This is a genomic window from Rhizobium sp. RAF36, from assembly GCF_052114105.1.
GTDB lineage: Bacteria > Pseudomonadota > Alphaproteobacteria > Rhizobiales > Rhizobiaceae > Rhizobium.
Genome location: NZ_JBFREC010000006.1, coordinates 64,929 through 85,263, shown reverse-complemented (window position 1 = coordinate 85,263; position 20,335 = coordinate 64,929). Strand labels below are relative to the sequence as shown.

At 59.1% G+C, this 20,335-nt stretch carries 17 protein-coding genes; 6 read left to right on the top strand and 11 right to left on the bottom strand.

Annotated features, from left to right (window positions below; genetic code table 11):
• Positions 1–28 precede the first annotated feature (28 nt).
• The 3 genes from AB4Z25_RS20655 to htpX form a co-directional block, all read right to left on the bottom strand.
• On the bottom strand, positions 29–1,702 hold the full coding sequence (locus AB4Z25_RS20655) for a heparinase II/III domain-containing protein (protein WP_112540371.1): 1,674 nt from the start codon (positions 1,700–1,702) through the stop codon (positions 29–31).
• 111 nt (positions 1,703–1,813) lie between these two features.
• Positions 1,814–3,196 (bottom strand): RsmB/NOP family class I SAM-dependent RNA methyltransferase, encoded by a 1,383-nt coding sequence (locus AB4Z25_RS20650; protein ID WP_112540370.1) that lies wholly within the window; start codon positions 3,194–3,196, stop codon positions 1,814–1,816.
• Positions 3,187–4,149 (bottom strand): zinc metalloprotease HtpX, encoded by a 963-nt coding sequence (htpX, locus tag AB4Z25_RS20645; protein ID WP_112540368.1) that lies wholly within the window; start codon positions 4,147–4,149, stop codon positions 3,187–3,189. Before htpX ends, AB4Z25_RS20650 begins: the two co-directional genes overlap by 10 nt.
• Positions 4,150–4,259: 110 nt before the next feature.
• Between htpX and AB4Z25_RS20640 the strand changes: the two genes are divergently transcribed.
• Together AB4Z25_RS20640 and AB4Z25_RS20635 are read left to right on the top strand one after the other, a co-directional pair.
• The gene (locus tag AB4Z25_RS20640) at positions 4,260–4,481 is read left to right on the top strand and encodes a DUF1674 domain-containing protein (RefSeq protein ID WP_112540366.1); all 222 of its coding nucleotides are present in this window, start codon (positions 4,260–4,262) and stop codon (positions 4,479–4,481) included.
• A gap of 48 nt (positions 4,482–4,529) precedes the next feature.
• On the top strand, positions 4,530–4,976 hold the full coding sequence (locus tag AB4Z25_RS20635) for a thermonuclease family protein (RefSeq protein ID WP_442208887.1): 447 nt from the start codon (positions 4,530–4,532) through the stop codon (positions 4,974–4,976).
• 37 nt (positions 4,977–5,013) lie between these two features.
• Here the strand turns inward: AB4Z25_RS20635 and acs are convergent, their stop codons facing one another.
• Positions 5,014–6,969 carry an acetate--CoA ligase gene (gene acs, locus AB4Z25_RS20630; RefSeq protein ID WP_112540362.1) on the bottom strand — a complete coding sequence of 652 codons (1,956 nt, stop codon included), beginning with the start codon at positions 6,967–6,969 and terminating at the stop codon, positions 5,014–5,016.
• A 232-nt stretch (positions 6,970–7,201) separates the two neighbouring features.
• Here acs and AB4Z25_RS20625 point away from each other — a divergent pair, with 232 nt between their 5' ends.
• The gene (locus tag AB4Z25_RS20625; RefSeq protein WP_112385987.1) at positions 7,202–7,903 is read left to right on the top strand and encodes a DUF1013 domain-containing protein; all 702 of its coding nucleotides are present in this window, start codon (positions 7,202–7,204) and stop codon (positions 7,901–7,903) included.
• A gap of 72 nt (positions 7,904–7,975) precedes the next feature.
• Here AB4Z25_RS20625 and AB4Z25_RS20620 read toward each other — a convergent pair whose 3' ends face one another.
• The 3 genes from AB4Z25_RS20620 to AB4Z25_RS20610 all read right to left on the bottom strand — a co-directional run bounded on the left by AB4Z25_RS20620 (position 7,976) and on the right by AB4Z25_RS20610 (position 11,713).
• Positions 7,976–8,884: a flagellin N-terminal helical domain-containing protein gene (locus tag AB4Z25_RS20620; protein WP_112385988.1), complete on the bottom strand. Its 909-nt coding sequence runs from the start codon at positions 8,882–8,884 to the stop codon at positions 7,976–7,978.
• A 177-nt stretch (positions 8,885–9,061) separates the two neighbouring features.
• Positions 9,062–10,972: a propionyl-CoA synthetase gene (locus tag AB4Z25_RS20615; protein ID WP_112540360.1), complete on the bottom strand. Its 1,911-nt coding sequence runs from the start codon at positions 10,970–10,972 to the stop codon at positions 9,062–9,064.
• 81 nt (positions 10,973–11,053) lie between these two features.
• Positions 11,054–11,713, bottom strand: a complete 660-nt coding sequence (locus tag AB4Z25_RS20610) for a YggS family pyridoxal phosphate-dependent enzyme (protein ID WP_112540358.1) — start codon at positions 11,711–11,713, stop codon at positions 11,054–11,056.
• A gap of 201 nt (positions 11,714–11,914) precedes the next feature.
• On the opposite strand from AB4Z25_RS20610, the gene leuS reads away from it, so the two are divergent.
• From leuS to holA, 3 genes are read left to right on the top strand one after another with little or no spacing between them, the layout of a single operon-like run.
• On the top strand, positions 11,915–14,545 hold the full coding sequence (gene leuS / locus AB4Z25_RS20605; RefSeq protein ID WP_112540356.1) for a leucine--tRNA ligase: 2,631 nt from the start codon (positions 11,915–11,917) through the stop codon (positions 14,543–14,545).
• Complete coding sequence (gene lptE, locus AB4Z25_RS20600) at positions 14,535–15,056, top strand: LPS assembly lipoprotein LptE (protein ID WP_112540354.1); 522 nt, start codon at positions 14,535–14,537, stop codon at positions 15,054–15,056. The genes leuS and lptE overlap by 11 nt, the downstream gene beginning before the upstream one ends.
• Before the next feature lie 10 nt (positions 15,057–15,066).
• Positions 15,067–16,104 carry a DNA polymerase III subunit delta gene (holA, locus tag AB4Z25_RS20595; RefSeq protein ID WP_112517895.1) on the top strand — a complete coding sequence of 346 codons (1,038 nt, stop codon included), beginning with the start codon at positions 15,067–15,069 and terminating at the stop codon, positions 16,102–16,104.
• Here holA and AB4Z25_RS20590 read toward each other — a convergent pair whose 3' ends face one another.
• The 4 genes from AB4Z25_RS20590 to mnmG are packed head-to-tail and all read right to left on the bottom strand — an operon-like array spanning position 16,105 to position 20,326.
• Positions 16,105–16,989: a ParB/RepB/Spo0J family partition protein gene (locus AB4Z25_RS20590; protein ID WP_442208883.1), complete on the bottom strand. Its 885-nt coding sequence runs from the start codon at positions 16,987–16,989 to the stop codon at positions 16,105–16,107.
• 22 nt (positions 16,990–17,011) lie between these two features.
• Entirely contained in the window at positions 17,012–17,806 is a 795-nt protein-coding gene (locus AB4Z25_RS20585; protein WP_112540352.1) for a ParA family protein, read from the bottom strand.
• Positions 17,807–17,826: 20 nt separating this feature from the next.
• Complete coding sequence (gene rsmG / locus AB4Z25_RS20580; RefSeq protein ID WP_112540350.1) at positions 17,827–18,444, bottom strand: 16S rRNA (guanine(527)-N(7))-methyltransferase RsmG; 618 nt, start codon at positions 18,442–18,444, stop codon at positions 17,827–17,829.
• A gap of 22 nt (positions 18,445–18,466) precedes the next feature.
• Positions 18,467–20,326, bottom strand: coding sequence for a tRNA uridine-5-carboxymethylaminomethyl(34) synthesis enzyme MnmG (gene mnmG / locus AB4Z25_RS20575; protein ID WP_112540348.1), 1,860 nt, complete (start codon positions 20,324–20,326; stop codon positions 18,467–18,469).
• Positions 20,327–20,335 lie beyond the last annotated feature (9 nt).

Sequence of the window (20,335 nt, the reverse complement as noted above, 5' to 3'; positions counted from 1 at the left end):
ACGAGCGCTGCCGCCGCGTAAATGCCGACTAGCTCTTACGGGAAAGAAACCAGCGAATTTCGGGCTTTTCGGCAAAATCGAAATCGATTTCGATCTGGTCGGAGCCGCAGATGCCCGAGGCGTCGGCAAAGAAGATATCTTCCGAAATCAGCACTTCATTGCCCGGCGACGAGAAGAGCCAGCTTTCGCCATCCGGCGCGGTCATCAGAACGGACTCGCGATCATTCTGTTTCAGATTGATTGCCGGATGGACATGAAACCTGACTGCGGCCTTCAACGGATCGTCGCTGACGCGCCCGTCAGGCAGCACAAGGCGGTCGCGGCCGGTAACGATCGCGCCTGTGGCGTTCATCGAGATTTCGCGCTCATGCAGAACCCCGAAGCCACGAAGATAGCCATCGTGGCTCATCTTCAGCCCGTCACGTCCGTCCTCGGTTTCCGCCCGCTCGACGATTACGTTCTTTACGGTTTCCGTCATCCGGTGGCCGAGAAATTCGGACGGCGAGAAGCGGCTGGAAGACGTATCGTTGAGCGTCGCTGTCGAATGCGTTGCCGTGGTGCGCGCCATCTGTACGTAGCGGCGGCCGGCGAATTTAGGGGAACCGGAATTGACGATGAAACGATAGCGTCCCGACGACATCTCGAAGGACAGACATCCGGCATGCGCCGTGCGCGACAGCTCGCCGGTTGGTGGCGGTCCGGTATCGGCGATGACGACAGTTTTTCCCGCAGAGAGACGCTGGTACCGGGAATGCGGCATTGCCTTGAACGGTTGGCCCGCCGTCTCGTCGTAGCGCAGCACCGACATCAATTCATTGGCGAGGGTCGATGTCGCGCCATTGAAGAGCGCGAGATCGCCATCCTGGTGCCGGAAGAAGCGAAGCGCCGGATACATCCGATCGATGCCTGAAATCAGCTTCTGCGGCAGATCGTGACCAAGATTGACATAGGTCTGCCGCAGCGGCAGCAGGTCCAGCAGCAGCTCAAGACCGGCGCGCGGATTGCGCGATATGTGGCCGCCGTCAGGAAGGATCTGCAGATCGAACTCGTTATCGAGCGCCTGTGCGGCCTTCCGCAGCGCGCCTGCCCGTGTCGGCATGGCGATTGACGCCATCGCGAGGGCGATCCGCAGCCGGAACAGAACCTCACCCGCCGGCGCATAAGGCGCCATCCGCCGCAGGAAACGCACCTGGAAAGCCAGTGAACGCATGAACCGGCGATAGAAACCACGGTCGGCATTCTGCAGGACGACGGGTGAATGCGAGAGCCAGGCGATGACGCGCTGCGCCGTCACGTCGATTTCCCAGGCAACGCCTTCGATCCGGCCAGAATGCAGCGACAGCCAGCTATCGACGATCGAACGGGCAATCAGCGATGCGCGCTCGCTCTTGTATGCCCTCATATGGCGCAGCCATCCGAAACCATGCAGCCGGTTGGCAAAGGCCCGTGACGGCAGCGTAAAAGTAAAGGGCGACTTGCCGTTGGTCTCGAGAAGGCGGCTCGCGAGCGGAAACCGCCCGTTCATGATCTCGTCGGCGACGTGGGAATCGATTGCCCGCAAATCTGTCGGCGCGACAATGAGGCGTTCGGGCGCCTGGATGGTATGGCGGAAGAGGCGCAGGCGCACCAAGGCGGCACGGCGCGACAAGCGCCGCCAAGCCTCCCGAACATACAAAGTCGAAAAACGCCCGCCGGATTGCATATTTATTTTCTATTGACCCTCGTTATTAAGAATAGGTGAACGAGAGCAGCTTTCACCGGTAAGGCTGCATTAATTTGTGACAAGGATGAAATATAAGAGACCGTCTTGCAATCAGGCAACACGTCGCAACATCGCGGCGTAGAAGCCGTCGAGGCCGGACGCGATACCATCGGACATCGGCAGCATCACCGGAGTGGTTCTGAAATCGCCAACCGGACTGATCGCCTGTTCGAGACCCGGCCACGCCGCCGGATCGATCGGCACCCTTGCCACACCGGGCACATCGGCAAGCACGCGCGCAACAACGTCTTCGCCTTCGGCGGGATCGAGCGAGCAATTCGAAAACACGATGACGCCATTGGGCTTCAACAGCGTCAGCGCGTGCCGCAGCAACCGCTCCTGAACACCGGCAAGCTTGCTGATCTCTTCGGGCCCCTTTGTCCAAAGCACATCGGGGTGACGACGCGTCGTACCGGTCGAGGAGCAGGGCGCATCAAGCAGGATCGCGTCGAAACCCTCATCCGGCTGGAATTTGGTCAAGTCGGTCGCAAGGGTCTCAGCCTGCAGCCCTAGACGCGCGAGATTGGAGCGCAGACGCTTCAGACGGCTCTCCGATTGGTCAATCGCGGTGACATCGCCACCCGCGAGAATAAGCTGGGCCGTCTTGCCGCCGGGAGCAGCGCAGAGATCGGCAACGCGCTTGCCTGTCAGATCACCGAACAGCTTTGCCGGGATGCTGGCGGCGGCGTCCTGCACCCACCATTCACCATCCTCGAAGCCTTCCAGAGACGGAATGCTGCCATCGAAGGCGGCGAGACGAACGCCGCCCGTCGGCAGCACCGCGCCGTTCAGCCGCGCCGCCCAGCCCGCAGCATCCGATTTGACGGTCAGATCGATTGCGGCAGGTTCCAGCTGCGATTCCGAGATCGCCAGCGCCGCATCCTTGCCATAGGCCTTCTTGAGCCGCGCCAGGAACCAGTCGGGCATTGCCGGGACATCGGCGACGGAGGCGAGAATTTCCTCCTTCTCACGGCCGATACGGCGGAGAATGGCGTTGACCAGCTTGGCGAAGCGGCGATTGCGGGGATCACCGTTCGCCTGCTCGACGGCGAGATCGACCGCCGAATGGTCGGGCACGTCGAGGTAGAGGATCTGCGCCGCGCCGACGGCAAGGACGTGATGCAGCGCCCGGGCGCCTTCCGGAAGCGGGGTATCGAGAAGCGAAGCGATGGCCGCATTGATCCGCGGCATGTGCCTCAGCGCGCTGTTCAAAATGGCACGAACCAGCGCGCGGTCGTTTTCACCGAGCGCCTTGTAGGCAGGATTGCCGTTCTCATGGTCGAGCGCGCCATCGAGCGGCAGCTTCTTGTCGACAACGGCCGCCAGAATCTTGACCGCGGCCGACCGCGCCTGCAGGCCGGGCTTGGCGGGGGCACGTTCCGAATGGCTGCTGCTGTTTTTGAAGGCCTTCTTGCCGTTTGAATTCAAGACCACGGACCTTTTGGCGGTTGCAAACCACCGCGGCCAACACCGGTATCCGGAACCGAACGCGATTTCCGCGACGGATTAGCAGTCCGCACGGGTGGCGTCGAGATATTCATGCCGCCAGCCGCCATTTCCCGCAGTGCCGCAATGCGGTTCTCCGTATTCGGATGGGTCGAGAACAGATTGTCCATACGTTCGCCGGAGAGCGGATTGATGATGAACATATGCGCGGTCGCCGGATTGCGCTCGGCATCGTAGTTCGGAACCTGCGCCGCACCGCGGGCAATCTTGCCGAGAGCGGAAGCAAGCCAAAGCGGATTGCCGCAGATCTCAGCGCCGCGCCGGTCCGCCGAATATTCGCGCGTCCGGCTGATCGCCATCTGCACCAGCATCGCCGCCAGCGGCGCGACGATCATGGCGGCGAGAACACCGACGAAGCCGAGCGGATTGTTATTGTTCTCGCGGTTGCCGCCGAAGAAGAAGGCAAAGTTGCCAAGCATCGAGATCGCACCGGCGAGCGTCGCAGTGATCGTCATCGTCAGCGTGTCGCGGTTCTGAACGTGGGCAAGCTCATGCGCCATGACGCCGGCGACTTCTTCCGGCGACAAAACCTGGAGAAGTCCGGTCGAGGCCGCGACGGCTGCGTTCTCGGGATTGCGTCCGGTCGCGAAGGCATTCGGCTGCGGGTTGTCGTAGAGATAGACTTTCGGCATCGGCAGACCGGCCCTCTGCGACAGATCGCGAACAATGCCGTAGAATTCGGGTGCATTCCGCTCATCGACCTCCTGGGCGCGATAGGCCGACAGCACCATGTTTCCCGAATTCCAGTAGGAGAAGAAGTTCATTCCGGCAGCGAGCAGGAAGGCGATCATCATGCCACCACGGCCGCCGATCAGAAATCCGACAAACATGAACAGGGCCGTCATGAAGGCAAGCAACATGGCAGTACGAACGAGGTTCATCGAGGTCTCCGTCTCCTATGACCGGTATTGAGGGTTCCAATCGGCGCCCCAGCGCACTATGATTTGGTTATTCGCCCGCCATTTTCAATGTTTTCCGGCAGGAGAGCGCCATGCAGTCAGCCGACAACGACAATACCGAAAGCCAAGCCGCGGACAGCACCGTGCCACGCAAGGTATTGTCGCCTGCCGCCAAGCGGGCGCTTGCCGAAGCCGAGGAACGCCGGCGCAACGCCGCGCCGCTGGCATTGCCCCCGGAGATCGGCGGCCGCGGCGGGGCCGAGCCTGCACGCTTCGGCGACTACGAGATCAACGGCCGCGCCATCGACTTCTAAGTAAATATTCCTATTGACTACGTCAGAAAATCGGAATTTATTCCTTACATGAGGAAGCTGATCCCGATTCTTCTTGGCGCATGCCTCGTCCCGGCTTCGGTCGCGGGCAGCGAGAAAATTGCCGGTCCAGTCATGGCCGAGATTATCAGGGTCGTCGATGGTGATACGATACTGGTGGAAGCAACGCCCTGGCCGCAGCAGCGCATCGAGGTTTACGTCCGCATCCGCGGCATCGACACTCCCGAAATCAAGTCGAAATGCCCGGCCGTCCGGCGCGCGGCGGAAGAAGCGCGTCTTGTGCTGGACGAGATGGCAGCCTCTTCACCACATGTTCTTCTGAGCAATATCAGCGGCGATAAATATTTTGGGAGAATCGTCGCCGATATTTTGTTCGAAGATGGGCGGAATCCGGCTCACGAAATGATGGCAGGCGGTTTGGCCACTGGATACGATGGCGGGCATAAGCCGCGTATTGCCTGCACCAGCAACGATTGAAAAAGCCGCCCCGTATGAGCGGAGCGGCTTTGAAACATCAGGCGTTTGCCTTGTTCTGCCGATTGGCGATGAGATCGTCGACGACGGCAGGATCGGCCAGCGTCGAGGTATCGCCCAGCGCGCCAAAATCGTCCTCGGCGATCTTGCGCAGGATGCGGCGCATGATCTTGCCGGAGCGGGTCTTCGGCAAGCCGGGTGCAAACTGGATCTTGTCTGGCGAGGCGATCGGACCGATTTCGGTGCGGACATGTTTGACCAGCTGCTGACGCAGCTCGTCGGTACCCTCATGGCCGGCCATCAGCGTGACGTAGCAATAGATGCCCTGCCCCTTGATCGCATGCGGATAGCCGACAACCGCTGCTTCCGAGACGAGATTGTGCGAGACGAGGGCCGATTCCACTTCCGCGGTTCCGAGGCGATGGCCGGAGACGTTCAGCACGTCATCGACGCGTCCGGTAATCCAGTAGTACCCGTCTTCATCACGGCGGCAGCCGTCACCGGTGAAATACTTGCCCTTGTAGGTCGAGAAGTAGGTCTGGATGAAGCGCTCGTGGTCGCCATAGACGGTGCGCATCTGGCCCGGCCAGCTATCGGTGATGCAGAGATTACCATCAGCCGCACCTTCGAGAACCTTGCCTTCATTGTCCACCAGCTGCGGCTTGACGCCGAAGAACGGTACCGTTGCCGAACCCGGCTTCAGGTCGATCGCACCCGGCAGCGGCGTGATCATGTGACCGCCGGTTTCCGTCTGCCACCAGGTATCGATGACGGGGCAACGCTTGTCGCCGACCACATTGTAATACCATTCCCAGGCTTCGGGATTGATCGGTTCGCCGACAGTTCCAAGCAGGCGCAGCGAGGAGCGCGAGGAGCGCGTGACGAACTCGTCGCCCGCGCCCATCAGCGAGCGGATCGCCGTCGGTGCCGTGTAGAAGATGTTGACCTTGTGCTTGTCGATGACTTCCCAGAAACGTCCCTGATCCGGGAAATTCGGCACGCCCTCGAACATCAGCGTCGTCGCGCAGTTCGCAAGCGGGCCGTAGACGATATAGGAGTGGCCGGTAACCCAGCCGACATCGGCCGTGCACCAGTAGATATCGCCGGGGTGATAGTCGAAGACATATTCATGCGTCATCGACGCATAGACCAGATAGCCGCCGGTCGTGTGCAGCACGCCCTTCGGCTTGCCCGTCGAACCCGACGTATAGAGGATGAACAGCGGGTCTTCCGCCTTCATCTTCACCGGCGGGCATTCCGCCTTCACGGTCGCGACTTCCTGGTGATACCAAAGGTCACGACCCGGCGCCCAGCCGGTCTTGCCGCCGGTGCGGCGAACGACGAGAACCTTGTCGACGATGACGTGCTGCTTGGCGGCGATATGGATCGCCGTGTCGGTATTTTCCTTGAGTGGCACCGGCTTTCCACCACGCACGCCCTCGTCACAGGTGATGACGAAGGTCGATTCGCAGTCGACGATGCGGCCGGCCAGCGCTTCCGGCGAGAAGCCGCCGAAGACGACCGAATGCACGGCGCCGATGCGCGAACAGGCGAGCATCGCGTAAGCCGCTTCCGGGATCATCGGCATGTAGATGGTGACGCGATCGCCCTTCTTGACGCCGTGCTTCTTCAGCACATTCGCCAGACGGCAGACATGCTCGTAGAGCTCGTTATAGGTGATCTTCTTGTCGACATAGGGATTGTCGCCTTCGAAGATGATGGCGGTCTGGTTGCCATGTGTCTTCAGGTGGCGGTCGATACAGTTATAGGAGACGTTGGTCTGTCCGTCTTCGAACCACTTGATCGAAACCTTGCCGGTGAATGAGGTGTTCTTGACCTTGGTATAAGGCTTGAACCAGTCGATCCGCTTGCCATGCTTGCCCCAGAATTTGTCAGGGTTCTCGACACTCTCTTCGTACCACTTTTCGTATTTCGCCTTGTCGATCAGGGCATGGCTCTTCACCGGTTTGCTAACCGGATAGATCTTTTCCGACATGGAAACTCCTCCTCACACGGGCACCGGTTTCGCCGCTTCAAGCGGCGCCCGGGACTCAATTCAGGGCATTCATAGCAGGTCAAAACGGCCCGGCAATTAGACAAAGGTCATTTCAATCCACATCAATTGCAATTCTGTGTCACTCCGGTTATATACCGCCCATATTTCCCGGAAATTGTGGTGACAATCCACGGACCGCGACACCGGCGCGGACGACAGAAGGACTATATCCATGGCTCAACAACTGCTTATGCCGAAAGCGACCGCCATCTGGCTGGTTGACAACACGGCGCTGTCTTTCGACCAGATCGCACAGTTCTGCAAGCTTCACCCGCTGGAAGTGAAGGCAATTGCCGACGGTGAAGCCGCACAAGGCATCAAGGGCCTGGATCCGATCTCGACCGGCCAGCTTTCCCGCGACGAAATAGCGCGCGCCGAAGCTAACCCGAACCACAAGCTGAAGCTTTCGGAGCCGAAGGTTCGCGTGCCGGAATCCAAGCGCCGCGGTCCGCGCTATACGCCGGTCTCCAAGCGCCAGGATCGCCCGAACGCCATTCTCTGGCTGGTTCGCAATCATCCGGAACTGAAGGACGCGCAGATTTCGCGCCTCGTCGGCACCACCAAGTCGACGATCGAGCAGATCCGCGAACGCACCCACTGGAATGCAGCGAACTTGACGCCGATGGACCCGGTCACGCTCGGCCTCTGCAGCCAGATCGACCTCGACATGGAAGTCGAAAAGGCATCGAAGGGCCGTCCGCTGCCGACCGCCGCTGAACTTGGCGCTACCCTGCAGTCTGCCCAGGAAACTGAGCGTCTGACGCCGAGCTTCGAGCGCGAAGAAGAGCCTGAAATCGACGCAGATGCCGTCTTCGCCAAGCTGAAGTCGCTGAAGTCCACGACAAACGATGAGGACGAAGACGATCGTTTCTGATCGCCGCTTCTCGTAAATGCAAAAACCCGCCGGATCGCTCCGGCGGGTTTTTTGTTGGCCGCTTTTCCGGGCTTAGCTGCGGAAGAGCGAAAGGATGTTCTGCGAAGCGGAGTTGGCGATCGACAGCGACTGGATGGCGAGCTGCTGCTGCGTTTGCAGCGCCGTCAATTTCGACGATTCTTCTTCCATGTTCGCATCGACAAGTCGCCCGACACCCGATTCGATCGAGTCGCTGAGCGTTGAGACGAAATTCTCTTGCAGCTGAATACGCGTCGAAATCGAGCCCAACTGCGAACCGGCGCTGGTCATCGCCTTGAGTGCGTTCTCGACATTGTTCAGCGCGAGCGCGATATCGTCGGAAGACAGTTTGCTGATGTCCATCGCGTATACCGAACCGACCGAACCGTTGGACGTGCCGAGGATGCCCGTCGAAGTGTCGATGATGCCGCCGGTGGAGGTGCCGAACAGCACGTTGCCCATCGAACCGCTATCGAGAACGTAATCGGTCATCTTGACCGAAATGCCATTCGAGCCGTCGCGAACGAAGGTGGAGACGACGCTCTTTGTGCCATCGCCAGCAACCCAGTTCTCGCCCGAGAAGGATGCGGATTCGGAGATGCTCTTCAGCTGCGCCTGCAACTGGGTGATTTCTTCCTGGATCTTCGATTTGTCGACGCCCTTTTCGGTCGCGGCGACGATCTTCGCCTTGATTTCGCTGACGACGTCGATCGCGCTGTCCATGGCGGAATAGGCCGTATCGACCTTTGCCGCGCCAAGACCCAGCGCGTCGGAAACGGCCGAGAGAGCCTTGTTATCGGATTTCATGGTCGTGGCAATCGACCAGTATGCCGCGTTGTCAGCGGCCTTGGCGACACGCAGACCGGAGGAGACATGCGCCTGAGTGGTCTGGAGACTCTGGTTTACGTTACGCAGCGTCTGAAGGGCAGACATTGCAGCCGTGTTTGTCAGGATGCTTGACATCGCTTTTTCCACTTCTCTTGAAAATGAAGGAGCATTCCGGCAATGGCCGGCTGGGGCGGTGCTTCATGCTTCACCTGCAATCAGGTGTCCGTTGAGTGGAAGCTAATGAGAACATGGTTAACAACTCGTCAACGACGGTCATAACTCGTCAATGATTGTTACCGAATAGGAAATTTTCTATATAACCGGGGAACCTAACCCCTTGCGCCGCAGGGCTTCGGCGACCTCGTCCAGAATGGCCGGATCGTCAATTGTTGCAGGCATTTTCCACGGTATGCCGTCCGCGATCTTCTGCATCGTACCGCGCAGAATCTTTCCGGAGCGCGTTTTCGGTAATCTTTCGACAGTAATCGCTGTCTTGAAGGCAGCAACCGGACCTATCTCGTCGCGAATCATCTTAACGATTTCCGATTCGATCTCGGGTGATTCGCGCAGCACACCTTTCTTCAGCACAAGAAACCCACAGGGCACCTGACCCTTCAGCGAATCAGAAATGCCGACGACGGCGCATTCCGCGACATCCGGATGCTTGGCACAGATCTCTTCCATTGCGCCGGTCGACAGGCGATGCCCGGCGCAGTTGATGATGTCATCTGTCCGGGCCATGATGAACAGATAGCCGTCCTCATCGATATAGCCGGCGTCGGCCGTCTTGTAGTACCCCGGAAACTCTTCGAGATAGGCAGCTCGAAATCTCGAGTCCGCCTGCCATAGCGTTGGAAGGCAACCCGGCGGCAGTGGCAGCTTGATGGCAATGTTGCCGAGTGTGCCCGCCGCAACCGGATGGCCTGCGTCATCAAGGACGCGGACATCATATCCGGGCATCGGCACAGATGGTGACCCATGCTTCACCGGCAGTTTGCCGAGCCCCAGGGGATTGGCCGCAATCGGCCATCCGGTCTCGGTCTGCCACCAGTGATCGATGACCGGCACACCAAGTGTTAGCTCTGCCCATTTCAGAGTTTCCGGATCGGCCCGCTCCCCGGCAAGGAAAAGCGCCCGGAACTTCGATCTCGGATAGCGGCCGGCAAACTGGCCATCAGGGTCTTCCCGGCGGATCGCCCGGAAAGCGGTTGGGGCAGTGAAGAGGACGCGGACATCGTAATCCGAGACGACCCGCCAGAAAGCTCCCGCATCCGGCGTGCCGACGGGTTTACCCTCGTAGATCACAGTCGTGACACCTGAGAGCAGCGGTGCATAAACGATATAGGAGTGCCCGACGACCCAGCCGATATCCGATGCCGTCCAGAACACCTCACCGGGATTCAGCCCGTAGATGTTCACCATCGACCAGTGCAAGGCAACCATGTGCCCGCCATTATCGCGAACGACGCCCTTCGGCTGTCCTGTCGTTCCCGATGTATAGAGAATGTACAGCGGATCAGTTGCCAGCACCGGTGTGCATTCAACTGCAGTCCCGCGTCGTTGGCCGACCGCCACCTCGAAATCAAGGTCGCGCCCATGCAGCAATTCTGCAGTAAGCTCAGGCCGTTGCAACACCAGGCAATGCTCCGGCTTCGCCTTGCATACTGCGAGAGCCTGATCGACGAGCGGTTTATAGGCGACGACTCGGCCCGGCTCGAGGCCGCAGCTCGCGGTAATCACCAGCTTCGCACCGCAATCATCGATCCGGGATGCGAGTTCGTTTGCAGCAAAACCGCCAAAGACCACCGAATGCACGGCGCCGAGACGGGCGCAGGCAAGCATCGAGAAGATCGCCTCCGGCACCATCGGCATATAGAGGATCACCCGATCACCCTTGGCGATGCCGAGATCGCGCAGCGTCGCGGCAATCGCCTGTACCTCTTCCAGCACCTGGGCAAATGTGTAGCGCGCCCTGGCGCCGTTCATCGCGCTGTCGAAAATGACGGCCGTCTCGTTGCCCCGGCCCGCCTCTACGTGCCTGTCGAGGCAATTGAAGCAGGTATTGGTCTCACCGCCCACAAACCAGCGGCCATAGACCCCGTCTTCTGGAGCGAAAATCTGCTTCGGCTCAACGAACCAGTCGATCGCCTGGGCAGCATCCCGCCAGAAGCGTTCAGGACTGTCTTTCCAGCCGGTATAGACATGGTGATACAGGCTCTGCATCTGCTCCTCCCCAGGATATGCAAGCGATGACGCCAATCTAGGGGAGGGAGAGAGGAACAGGAAGCCCGACGAAAGGCGGTTCTATCGCGTACCGAAGATCGCCGAACCGACCCGAACGCTGGTTGCTCCGAAAGAGACAGCCGTCTCGTAGTCGCCGGACATGCCCATCGACAACTTCTCAAGGCCGCAGGTCTTTGCAAGCTTGGCGAGGAGGGCAAAATGCGGACCCGGATTTTCTTCCGCCGGCGGGATGCACATCACCCCCTCAATGGCGAGCCCAAGTTCGCCACGGCAGAGATCGACAAAAGCCGCGGTGTCATCAGGCGCGATCCCGGCCTTTTGCGGCTCAAGCCCGGTATTGACCTGGACATAGAGGCGAACCGTCTTGCCCTGGCGCTTCATCGCATCGGCAAGTGCGCGGGCGATCTTTTCCCGATCGACAGTCTCGATGACATCGAACAGTGCAACGGCATCGTCAGCCTTGTTGGATTGCAACGGACCGATCAGGTGGAGCTCGATTCCCGCCGTTTCGCTCTTCAGCTCCGGCCATTTGCCTTGGCTTTCCTGCACGCGGTTTTCACCGAAGACCCGTTGGCCAGCCGCAATCGCCGGCCGGATCGCCTCCGCGTCGAAGGTTTTCGAGACGGCAACGAGCTGCACCGCACCATCAGGACGCTTCGACTGCTTCGCTGCTTCCGCAATGCGCGAACGCACCTCGTTCAGGCGCTCTTGAAGTTCCATCGCCGATCTCCGACATGATGCTGTGAGAATACTGGCAATGCACTAACTGCGGCATGCGTGATTGCCAAGACCCACCCGGCCGAAAACACCTTTTCCGGCGCTTTGCCGGACACTTGCTGTGCCCTCGAAACTTGACGCTACGGTGGTTTCGTGGTGAAGGTCACCACCAACTTCCCCTGATTTTCCGGAAATTTGAATACTATGGCTACCGAACGTTATAATCCGCGCGACGCCGAGCCTCGCTGGCAGCAAAAATGGAACGAGGCAAAGGTCTTCGAGACCGATAATGCCGATCCGCGCGAGAAATACTACGTCCTCGAAATGTTTCCCTATCCATCGGGCCGCATCCACATGGGCCACGTTCGCAATTATGCCATGGGCGACGTGGTTGCCCGCTACAAGCGCGCCCGTGGATACAACGTTCTGCACCCGATGGGCTGGGACGCCTTCGGCATGCCTGCCGAAAATGCCGCCATGGAACGTGGCGTTCATCCCGCGTCCTGGACCTATCAGAACATCGGTTCGATGAAGGCGCAGCTGAAGGCCATGGGCCTGTCGCTGGATTGGAGCCGCGAATTCGCGACCTGCGACGTCGAATACTATCAGCATCAGCAGCATCTCTTCGTGGACTTCCTCGAAAAGGGTCTGGTTTACCGCAAGCAGTCCAAGGTCAACTGGGATCCGGTCGATAATACCGTTCTGGCAAACGAGCAGGTCATCGACGGCCGCGGCTGGCGCTCTGGTGCGCTCGTCGAGCAGCGTGAACTGACACAATGGTTCTTCAAGATCACCGACTTCAGCCAGGACTTGCTGGACGCGCTCGATACGCTGGATCAGTGGCCGGAGAAGGTCCGTCTGATGCAGAAAAACTGGATCGGCCGGTCGGAAGGCCTGACGATCCGTTGGGAAATCGTGCCCGAGACCGCACCGGCCGGTGAATCCGAGGTCACTGTTTATACTACGCGCCCGGATACCCTCTTCGGCGCATCTTTCCTGGCGATTGCCGCCGACCATCCGTTGGCGAAGGAAGCGGCAGCAAAGAATGCTGATATCGACGCTTTCTGCGAGGAATGCCGCCGCGCCGGCACATCGCTGGCTGCGCTGGAAACGGCTGAGAAGAAGGGTATCGACACCGGAATACGCGTCCGGCATCCGCTGGATGCGTCCTGGGAATTGCCTGTGTACGTCGCAAACTTCGTGCTGATGGACTACGGCACCGGCGCCATTTTTGGCTGCCCGTCCGGCGACCAGCGCGACCTTGATTTTGCGCGCAAGTACAGCCTCTCGGTCGTGCCCGTCGTCATGCCCGGGGACGGCGACGCTTCCAGCTTCACGGTTGGCGATGTCGCATATGACGGCGACGGCGTGATGATTAACTCCCGCTTCCTCGACGGCAAGTCCACGACCGAAGCCTTCGATATCGTGGCGGAAAAGCTGTCTTCGACGCAGATCGGCGGCGCAGCGCAAGGCGAGCGAAAGGTCAATTTCCGCCTCCGCGACTGGGGGATCTCACGCCAGCGCTACTGGGGCTGCCCGATCCCGGTCATCCATTGCGAAGACTGCGGCGTCGTGCCGGTGCCGAAGAAGGATCTGCCCGTTCAGCTGCCGTCCGATGTGACCTTCGACCAGCCCGGCAACCCGCTCGACCGTCATCCGACCTGGCGTCACGTCGCCTGCCCGCATTGCGGCAAGGATGCACGGCGCGAAACGGACACGATGGACACCTTCGTCGATTCCAGCTGGTATTTCACACGCTTCACTGCGCCGTGGGAAAAGCAGCCGACCGATCCCGCAGCGGCCAATCGCTGGCTGCCGGTCGATCAATATATCGGCGGCATCGAACACGCGATCCTGCATCTGCTCTATTCGCGCTTCTTCACCCGCGCCATGCGCGAGACGGGCCACGTCGATGTGAAGGAGCCCTTTAAGGGCCTCTTTACGCAGGGCATGGTCGTGCATGAAACCTATCGCCGCGGGACCGGCTCTCATGGCGAGTGGGTGGCACCCGCGGATATCCGGATCGAGGAAGTCGATGGTACCCGCCGCGCTTTCCTGCTGGAAGGCGGCGACGAGGTATCGATCGGCTCTATCGAGAAGATGTCCAAGTCGAAGAAGAACGTCGTCGATCCTGATGACATCATCGCCTCCTACGGCGCTGACACTGCACGCTTCTTCGTGTTGTCCGATTCGCCGCCGGACCGCGACGTGATCTGGTCGGAGGCCGGTGTCGAAGGTGCGCACCGCTTCACCCAGCGCCTGTGGCGGCTGATTTCTGAGGCAGCTGAAATTCTTGCTGCCGTACCGGCGAATCCGGCTAAGGAAGGCGAAGCGCTGGCGATCTCGCAAGCTGCTCACAAGACGCTGAAAGCCGTCCAGAACGACTATGACAAACTGTGGTTCAACAAGGCAGTCGCCCGCATCTACGAGCTGGTGAATGCCATTGCCTCGCCACTGACCAAGGTTGCCGCCGGTGAAGGCGACGCCGCCTATCGATCGGCTGTGCGCGAGGCCGCACAGATCGTCGTGCAGCTGGTTGCCCCGATGACCCCGCATCTTGCAGAAGAATGCTGGGCGGCACTTGGCAATACTGGCCTGCTGGCGCAGGCGGCGTGGCCGGCCTATGACGAGGCGCTGACGACCGAGAACGACGTGATTCTGCCGGTGCAGATCAACGGCAAGAAGCGCGCCGAATTGACAATTTCTCGCGACGCGGATCAGAATGCCGTAACGGAAGCCGTTCTGGCTCTCGATGCGGTTATCAGTGCCTTGAATGGCCAGGCGCCGAAGAAAATTATCGTGGTTCCACAAAGGATTGTGAACATTGTCGTCTGATTTCGCTTCGAAACTCGGCCGCCGTGCCGCACTCGGCCTCATTATTGCATCGGCAGCTTTGCTCGGCTCCTGCCAGGTCCGTCCGCTCTACTCGGAATCATCGGGCGTGGCAGGCAAACTCTCGTCGGTCGGCTTTTCCGAGGCGACATCGCGGGTCGAACAGGAAGTGCTCAACCGGCTGATCTTCATCGCCGGTCGCGGCGCCGGCGAGGCGGAAAATCCGGAGTATGAAGTAGAGATCCACGTTCGTTCGAGCGTCACCGACACCCTGCTGGTGAAGTCTTCGGATACGTCACAGGCAGGACGCGTCACAGTCAGCGTCGATTACACGCTCCGTTCAAACAAGGACACGCAGGTCATCAAGGCCGGCAACCGTTACGCCACGGCCTTGCTTGACTATCCCGGACAGGAATTCGCCAAACAGCGTGCTGTCCGCGACGCAGAAAACCGTGCGGCGCGTGAGGCCGCAGAATTCGTAAGTCTCGATATCGCCGCCGCACTCGGCCGCTGAGGAGAGAGCAGTGGCGGAGATCAAGTCCCACGAGTTTGAAGGTTTCCTTCAACGCTCCGCCACGATCTACCGGCTTTTCGTCATCTACGGCCCCGATCGCGGCCTGGTGTCAGAGCGTGCGTCGCAGATCGCCGCCAAAACGGGTGTCGCTCTCGACGATCCCTTTTCGCTGATCAAGCTGGATATTGGCGACCTGCAAAAGGACCCCGGCCGCCTGATCGACGAGGCCGGATCTATCGGTCTTTTCGGCGGTCAGAAACTGATCTGGATCCGCGGCGCAGCAAACGAGAAATATCTTGTCGATTCGCTGCAGCAGCTGTCGGAAAAACCGCTGGAGGGAACCTCCGTCATCATCGAAGCCGGCGACCTGAAGAAAGGTGCCTTGCTTCGCAAGATCGCCGAAACTGCACGCAGTGTTGCGACGATACCCTGCTACGCAGACGACGCGCGCGCCCTTAACGCCCTGATCGACAACGAGCTCGCAGCAGAAGGCCTGCGCGTGACCACGGCGGCCCGGCAGGCACTCGTTGAGCTTATTGGCGGAGATCGTATCGCTTCGCGCAACGAAGTCCGCAAGCTGGCGCTCTATTGCCGCGGTATGGAGACGGTGGAAGAACATCACGTCAACGAGATCATCGGGGACGCCAGTGCCGTCTCCGTCGATGACGCGGTCGATGCGATCCTGAGCGGAAACACATCGACTTTCCTGCATGCGATGCAGAAGATCACAGCATCAAAGACCGCGATCTTTCTCGTCATTCAGGCATGTCTGAAGCAGTTTCAGCTGCTCGACACCATGCGTGCGGAAATGGATGAGAAACGGCTTCCACCCGGCCAGGTGATGCAAACGCTAGGACGTCACCTGCATTTCCGCCGCAAACCGATTATCGAGCAAGCATTGCGGACCTGGTCGGCAGACGCCATTGCGCGCGAGACGGGCCGCTTGCAGGCCGCCATTCTGCAGACCCGCAAACGGCAAAGCTTGGAAGACAGTATTGCCCTTCAAACCTTGCTGTCTACAACACTGCAATCAGGCCGAAGGGCCTGATCAACGGCGCTCCAGCAACCTGCATATTTCTTCCAGTTGCTCGAGGGATTTGTAGGCAATCTTGATCTGGCCGCCGGACGCCTTGTGATTGATCGTCACATCAAGCCCCAGCGTGTCGGAGAGGGTTCGCTCCAGAGCGATCGTATCCGAATCCTTCTGATCAAGCCGCGGACCGGTGTTCTTCGGCTCCGACTGCGCCTTGATATCGTTTTGCGCCAGGCGTTCGGCATCGCGCACCGACATGCCCTTGGCAACGATCGTCTTCGCCAGCAGAGCCGGATCCGATGTCGAGACAAGTGCACGGGCGTGACCGGCGGACAGGCTGCCTGCGGCAAGAAGGTCACGAACGGGATCCGGCAGCTTCAACAGCCGCAACGAATTTGCCACATGGCTGCGGCTCTTGCCGATGATTTCGCCAAGATCATTCTGTGTATATCCGTATTCCGCAATCAGCTGCTCATAGCCGAGCGCTTCTTCAAGCGCATTGAGATCGGAACGTTGAACGTTTTCAACGATCGCAATTTCCAGCGCGGTCTTATCGTCAACATCGCGCACCAACACCGGGATTTCTACCAGCCCGGCAAGCTGCGCGGCGCGCCAGCGTCTTTCGCCGGCTATAATCTCAAACCGGTCTTCGGTGGATGTGCGAACGACGATCGGTTGAACGATACCGTGCTGGCGAATCGAGCTCGCAAGGTCATGAAGCTCGCTATCATCGAAAAACCGACGCGGGTTGCGCGGGTTGCGGCTAACAAATTCGATTGGAATCAACCGGTCAGCGCTCACATTCGGCTTTTCACCCTCGACGGGCAACGGCTGATCCATTTCGCCGATAAGGGCTGCAAGACCGCGCCCCAGACGGCGCTTTGAGACATCGTCGTTCATCGTCTGATACTCGCTTTACAATTCACGCCGCGAGGCGTCGGCGTTCGCGCTGGATAACCTCCGACGCGAGCTGCAGATAAGCCTGACTGCCGGCACATTTCAGATCATAGAGGATCGCCGGCTTTCCGTAAGATGGCGCCTCAGAAACGCGAACATTCCTCGGAATCAAGGTGTGGTATACCTTATCACCCAGATGCGTCCGGACGTCGTTGACAACCTGCTGCGCCAGATTGTTTCGGGCATCAAACATTGTCAGGACGATACCCTGAATGTCGAGCCGCGGATTGACCGTGCGGCGAACCTGATCGACAGTTTCCAATAGCTGGCTGAGACCTTCAAGCGCAAAGAATTCGCATTGAAGCGGCACAAGCACCGAATGTGCCGCAGCCATCGCATTCATCGTCAACAGGTTGAACGACGGCGGGCAATCAAGAATTATATATGAGAAATCAAAAGCTTCCTCGGATGCGAGAGCCTTCTTCAGCTTAAAGACCCGATCCGATTGCTGTGCAATCTCCATCTCGATACCAAGAAGATCCATGGTCGATGGCACAATGAACAGGTTCGGAACTGCCGTCTGTTGTGCGGTCTCGCGAACACCGGCCTCACCCACAAGCAGATCGTAGGACGAGACCAACCGGCTCTTTCGGTCAATACCTAGCCCGGTGCTGGCATTTCCCTGAGGATCCAGATCGACGATCAGGACGCGCTCACCGATCGCAGCGAGGGCGGTAGCGAGATTGATCGCCGTCGTCGTCTTGCCGACGCCACCCTTTTGGTTTGCAATGGTGATAATCCGGTTGCGTTCGCCAGCCATCGTTTGATGATCCAAAATCGTTAAACCAAGCGCCGGAGTTCGGAAATCTCAAGAATAATGGAATCCCGCTCGACGACACTGGTATGTTCTACCAGATCGAATTGCCATCGGCCATGCGCTTTCGCAATCTCGCTCTGGTAATCCCGGCCTTTATGGAAGAAAGCCCGGCATTTCTCATTCTTATGCATCCAGGGCAGCGAAAACTCCAGTAACTTGTCGAGATCGGCAAGCGCGCGGCCGGAAATCGCATCGCAATCTCCGACCTCGCTGTAGACATCTTCGATCCGCACGGCATGGACAGAACCCCGCGCACCTGTTTCCCGCAACGCAAGCCGCAAGAATGACGCCTTCTTGTTATTACTCTCCACGAGATGCACCCAGCCGTCCTTCTGTTCCGCGAGGAGGATGGCCGTGATGATACCAGGAAAGCCGCCGCCACTTCCGAGATCCACCCAGACTTTCGCATCAGAGCTCAATTGAAAGATTTGAGCGCTATCGACGATATGCCGATCCCAGGCATCGGCCAAGGTCGACGGTGCAACGAGATTGATGGTCTTTGCCCACTTCTGGAAGAGCTGAAGAAAATACTCAAGGCGAGACTGTGTTTCACGTGAAACACTTTGACCGTTCAGGTTCATTCGAGGACTCTTTCCGCGTGTATCAGATAGCGCGCGCCATGTCGGCTCGCCGGAGGTGGACAAGCAAGAGCGATATCGCCGCCGGCGTCATACCATCGACTTTCGCCGCGTGAGCGATATTAAACGGCTGCGCGCGCTTCAGTTTCTGCTTCAGCTCGTTGGAAAGACCTGAGAGCACGGAATAGTCGAAGTCCGCCGGTATCACGCGGTCTTCATCACGCTTTATGTCCGCAATATCAACGGCTTGCCGCTTCATATACACCGCGTATGACGCCTCGATATCCATCGCCCCGGCCACCTTGGCGCTCAATGACCGAAGTTCCGGCCAGATCGAAGCGAGCTTCGCAATGTCATGATCCGGATAGGACAGCAGCTCATAGGCCGTGCGGCGCTGTCCATCCTGATTCAGCATCAGCCCGGCTTTGCGAGCCTCGTTCGGTGTTGTCTCCAACGACTGAAGCAGCCTGCGGGCTTCGTCGAGCTCACCCTTATACGCGTCAAAGCGAACTGATCGCGCCGCCGCTACGCAGCCAATTTCCTGTCCCAGAGGCGTCAAGCGGACGTCCGCATTGTCCGCTCTCAGCGACAGCCGGTACTCCGCTCGCGATGTAAACATGCGATAAGGCTCTGCAACACCGCGCGATGTCAGGTCATCAATCATCACGCCGATGTAGGAATTGGTCCGGCTGAGATATATCGGGTCGCTGTCGCCAGCCAGGCGCGCCGCGTTCAAACCCGCAACCAGGCCCTGCGCTGCCGCTTCCTCATAGCCAGTGGTGCCATTGATCTGTCCGGCGAGGAAGAGCCCTGACAACTTCTTGACTTCCAACGACGGTGTCAGCTCTCGGGGATCGACATGGTCGTACTCAATGGCGTAGCCCGGCTGCAGGATCGAGACATTCTCGAGACCTGGAATGGTACGGATAAACTGATCCTGTATATCTGCGGGCAGAGATGTCGAAATCCCATTCGGATAGACCGTATGATCGTCGAGGCCTTCAGGCTCCAGAAAAATCTGATGTCCATCACGTTCACCAAACTTGACGATCTTATCCTCAATTGACGGGCAATAGCGCGGGCCGACACCCTCGATCTGCCCGGAATACATCGCAGACTTGCCAATGTTCTCGCTGATGATCCGATGCGTCGCCTCGGTCGTACGGGTTACGCCGCAATCGACTTGTGTATTGGTAATTTTGTCGGTCATAAACGAGAACGGCGTCAACTCGTCATCGGCGCCCTGACGGCCGACACTCGCCCAATCGATGGTGCGGCTATCCAGACGAGCTGGCGTTCCGGTCTTCAAACGCCCGAGCGAAATGCCAAGACGCTGAAGCGTGCCTGACAGGCCTAACGATGGATCTTCGCCGACGCGGCCCGCAGGAATTTTCGTATCGCCAATATGGATCAATCCCCGAAGAAAAGTTCCGGTCGTCAGGACAACCGCACGGCACGAAAGAATCCGGCTATCTTTCATGATGACACCGGTAACGGACCCGTCCGCGGTCGCCAGGTCGAACGCGTCGCCTTCGATGATATCAAGATCGTCGATCGCTTCGATTTCCCGCAGCATCGCTTCGCGATAAAGTTTGCGATCGGCCTGTGTACGGGGGCCCCGGACGGCCGGGCCTTTCTTGCGATTGAGCATGCGGAACTGGATACCAGCTGCATCGGCAACCCGACCCATGAGCCCATCAAGGGCGTCAACCTCGCGAACAAGGTGTCCCTTTCCAAGGCCACCGATAGCGGGGTTGCAGGACATCACCCCGATCGTATCACGCCGATGGGTGACGAGCGCCGTCTTAGCACCCAGACGCGCAGCGGCGCTTGCCGCCTCTGTTCCGGCATGACCGCCGCCTATGATAATGACATCGTATTTCATGAGCCAAAC

Bases quoted from the DNA above. Each gene is read 5' to 3' on its own strand.
- AB4Z25_RS20590 (WP_442208883.1), bottom strand. From the start codon at position 16,989: ATGAACGACGATGTCTCAAAGCGCCGTCTGGGGCGCGGTCTTGCAGCC.
- AB4Z25_RS20610 (WP_112540358.1), bottom strand. From the start codon at position 11,713: ATGGAACTTCAAGAGCGCCTGAACGAGGTGCGTTCGCGCATTGCGGAA.
- AB4Z25_RS20625 (WP_112385987.1), top strand. From the start codon at position 7,202: ATGGCTCAACAACTGCTTATGCCGAAAGCGACCGCCATCTGGCTGGTT.
- AB4Z25_RS20585 (WP_112540352.1), bottom strand. From the start codon at position 17,806: ATGGCTGGCGAACGCAACCGGATTATCACCATTGCAAACCAAAAGGGT.
- AB4Z25_RS20640 (WP_112540366.1), top strand. From the start codon at position 4,260: ATGCAGTCAGCCGACAACGACAATACCGAAAGCCAAGCCGCGGACAGC.
- AB4Z25_RS20655 (WP_112540371.1), bottom strand. From the start codon at position 1,702: ATGCAATCCGGCGGGCGTTTTTCGACTTTGTATGTTCGGGAGGCTTGG.
- mnmG (WP_112540348.1), bottom strand. From the start codon at position 20,326: ATGAAATACGATGTCATTATCATAGGCGGCGGTCATGCCGGAACAGAG.
- AB4Z25_RS20615 (WP_112540360.1), bottom strand. From the start codon at position 10,972: ATGCAGAGCCTGTATCACCATGTCTATACCGGCTGGAAAGACAGTCCT.
- acs (WP_112540362.1), bottom strand. From the start codon at position 6,969: ATGTCGGAAAAGATCTATCCGGTTAGCAAACCGGTGAAGAGCCATGCC.
- leuS (WP_112540356.1), top strand. From the start codon at position 11,915: ATGGCTACCGAACGTTATAATCCGCGCGACGCCGAGCCTCGCTGGCAG.
- rsmG (WP_112540350.1), bottom strand. From the start codon at position 18,444: ATGAACCTGAACGGTCAAAGTGTTTCACGTGAAACACAGTCTCGCCTT.
- htpX (WP_112540368.1), bottom strand. From the start codon at position 4,149: ATGAACCTCGTTCGTACTGCCATGTTGCTTGCCTTCATGACGGCCCTG.
- AB4Z25_RS20620 (WP_112385988.1), bottom strand. From the start codon at position 8,884: ATGTCAAGCATCCTGACAAACACGGCTGCAATGTCTGCCCTTCAGACG.
- AB4Z25_RS20635 (WP_442208887.1), top strand. From the start codon at position 4,530: ATGAGGAAGCTGATCCCGATTCTTCTTGGCGCATGCCTCGTCCCGGCT.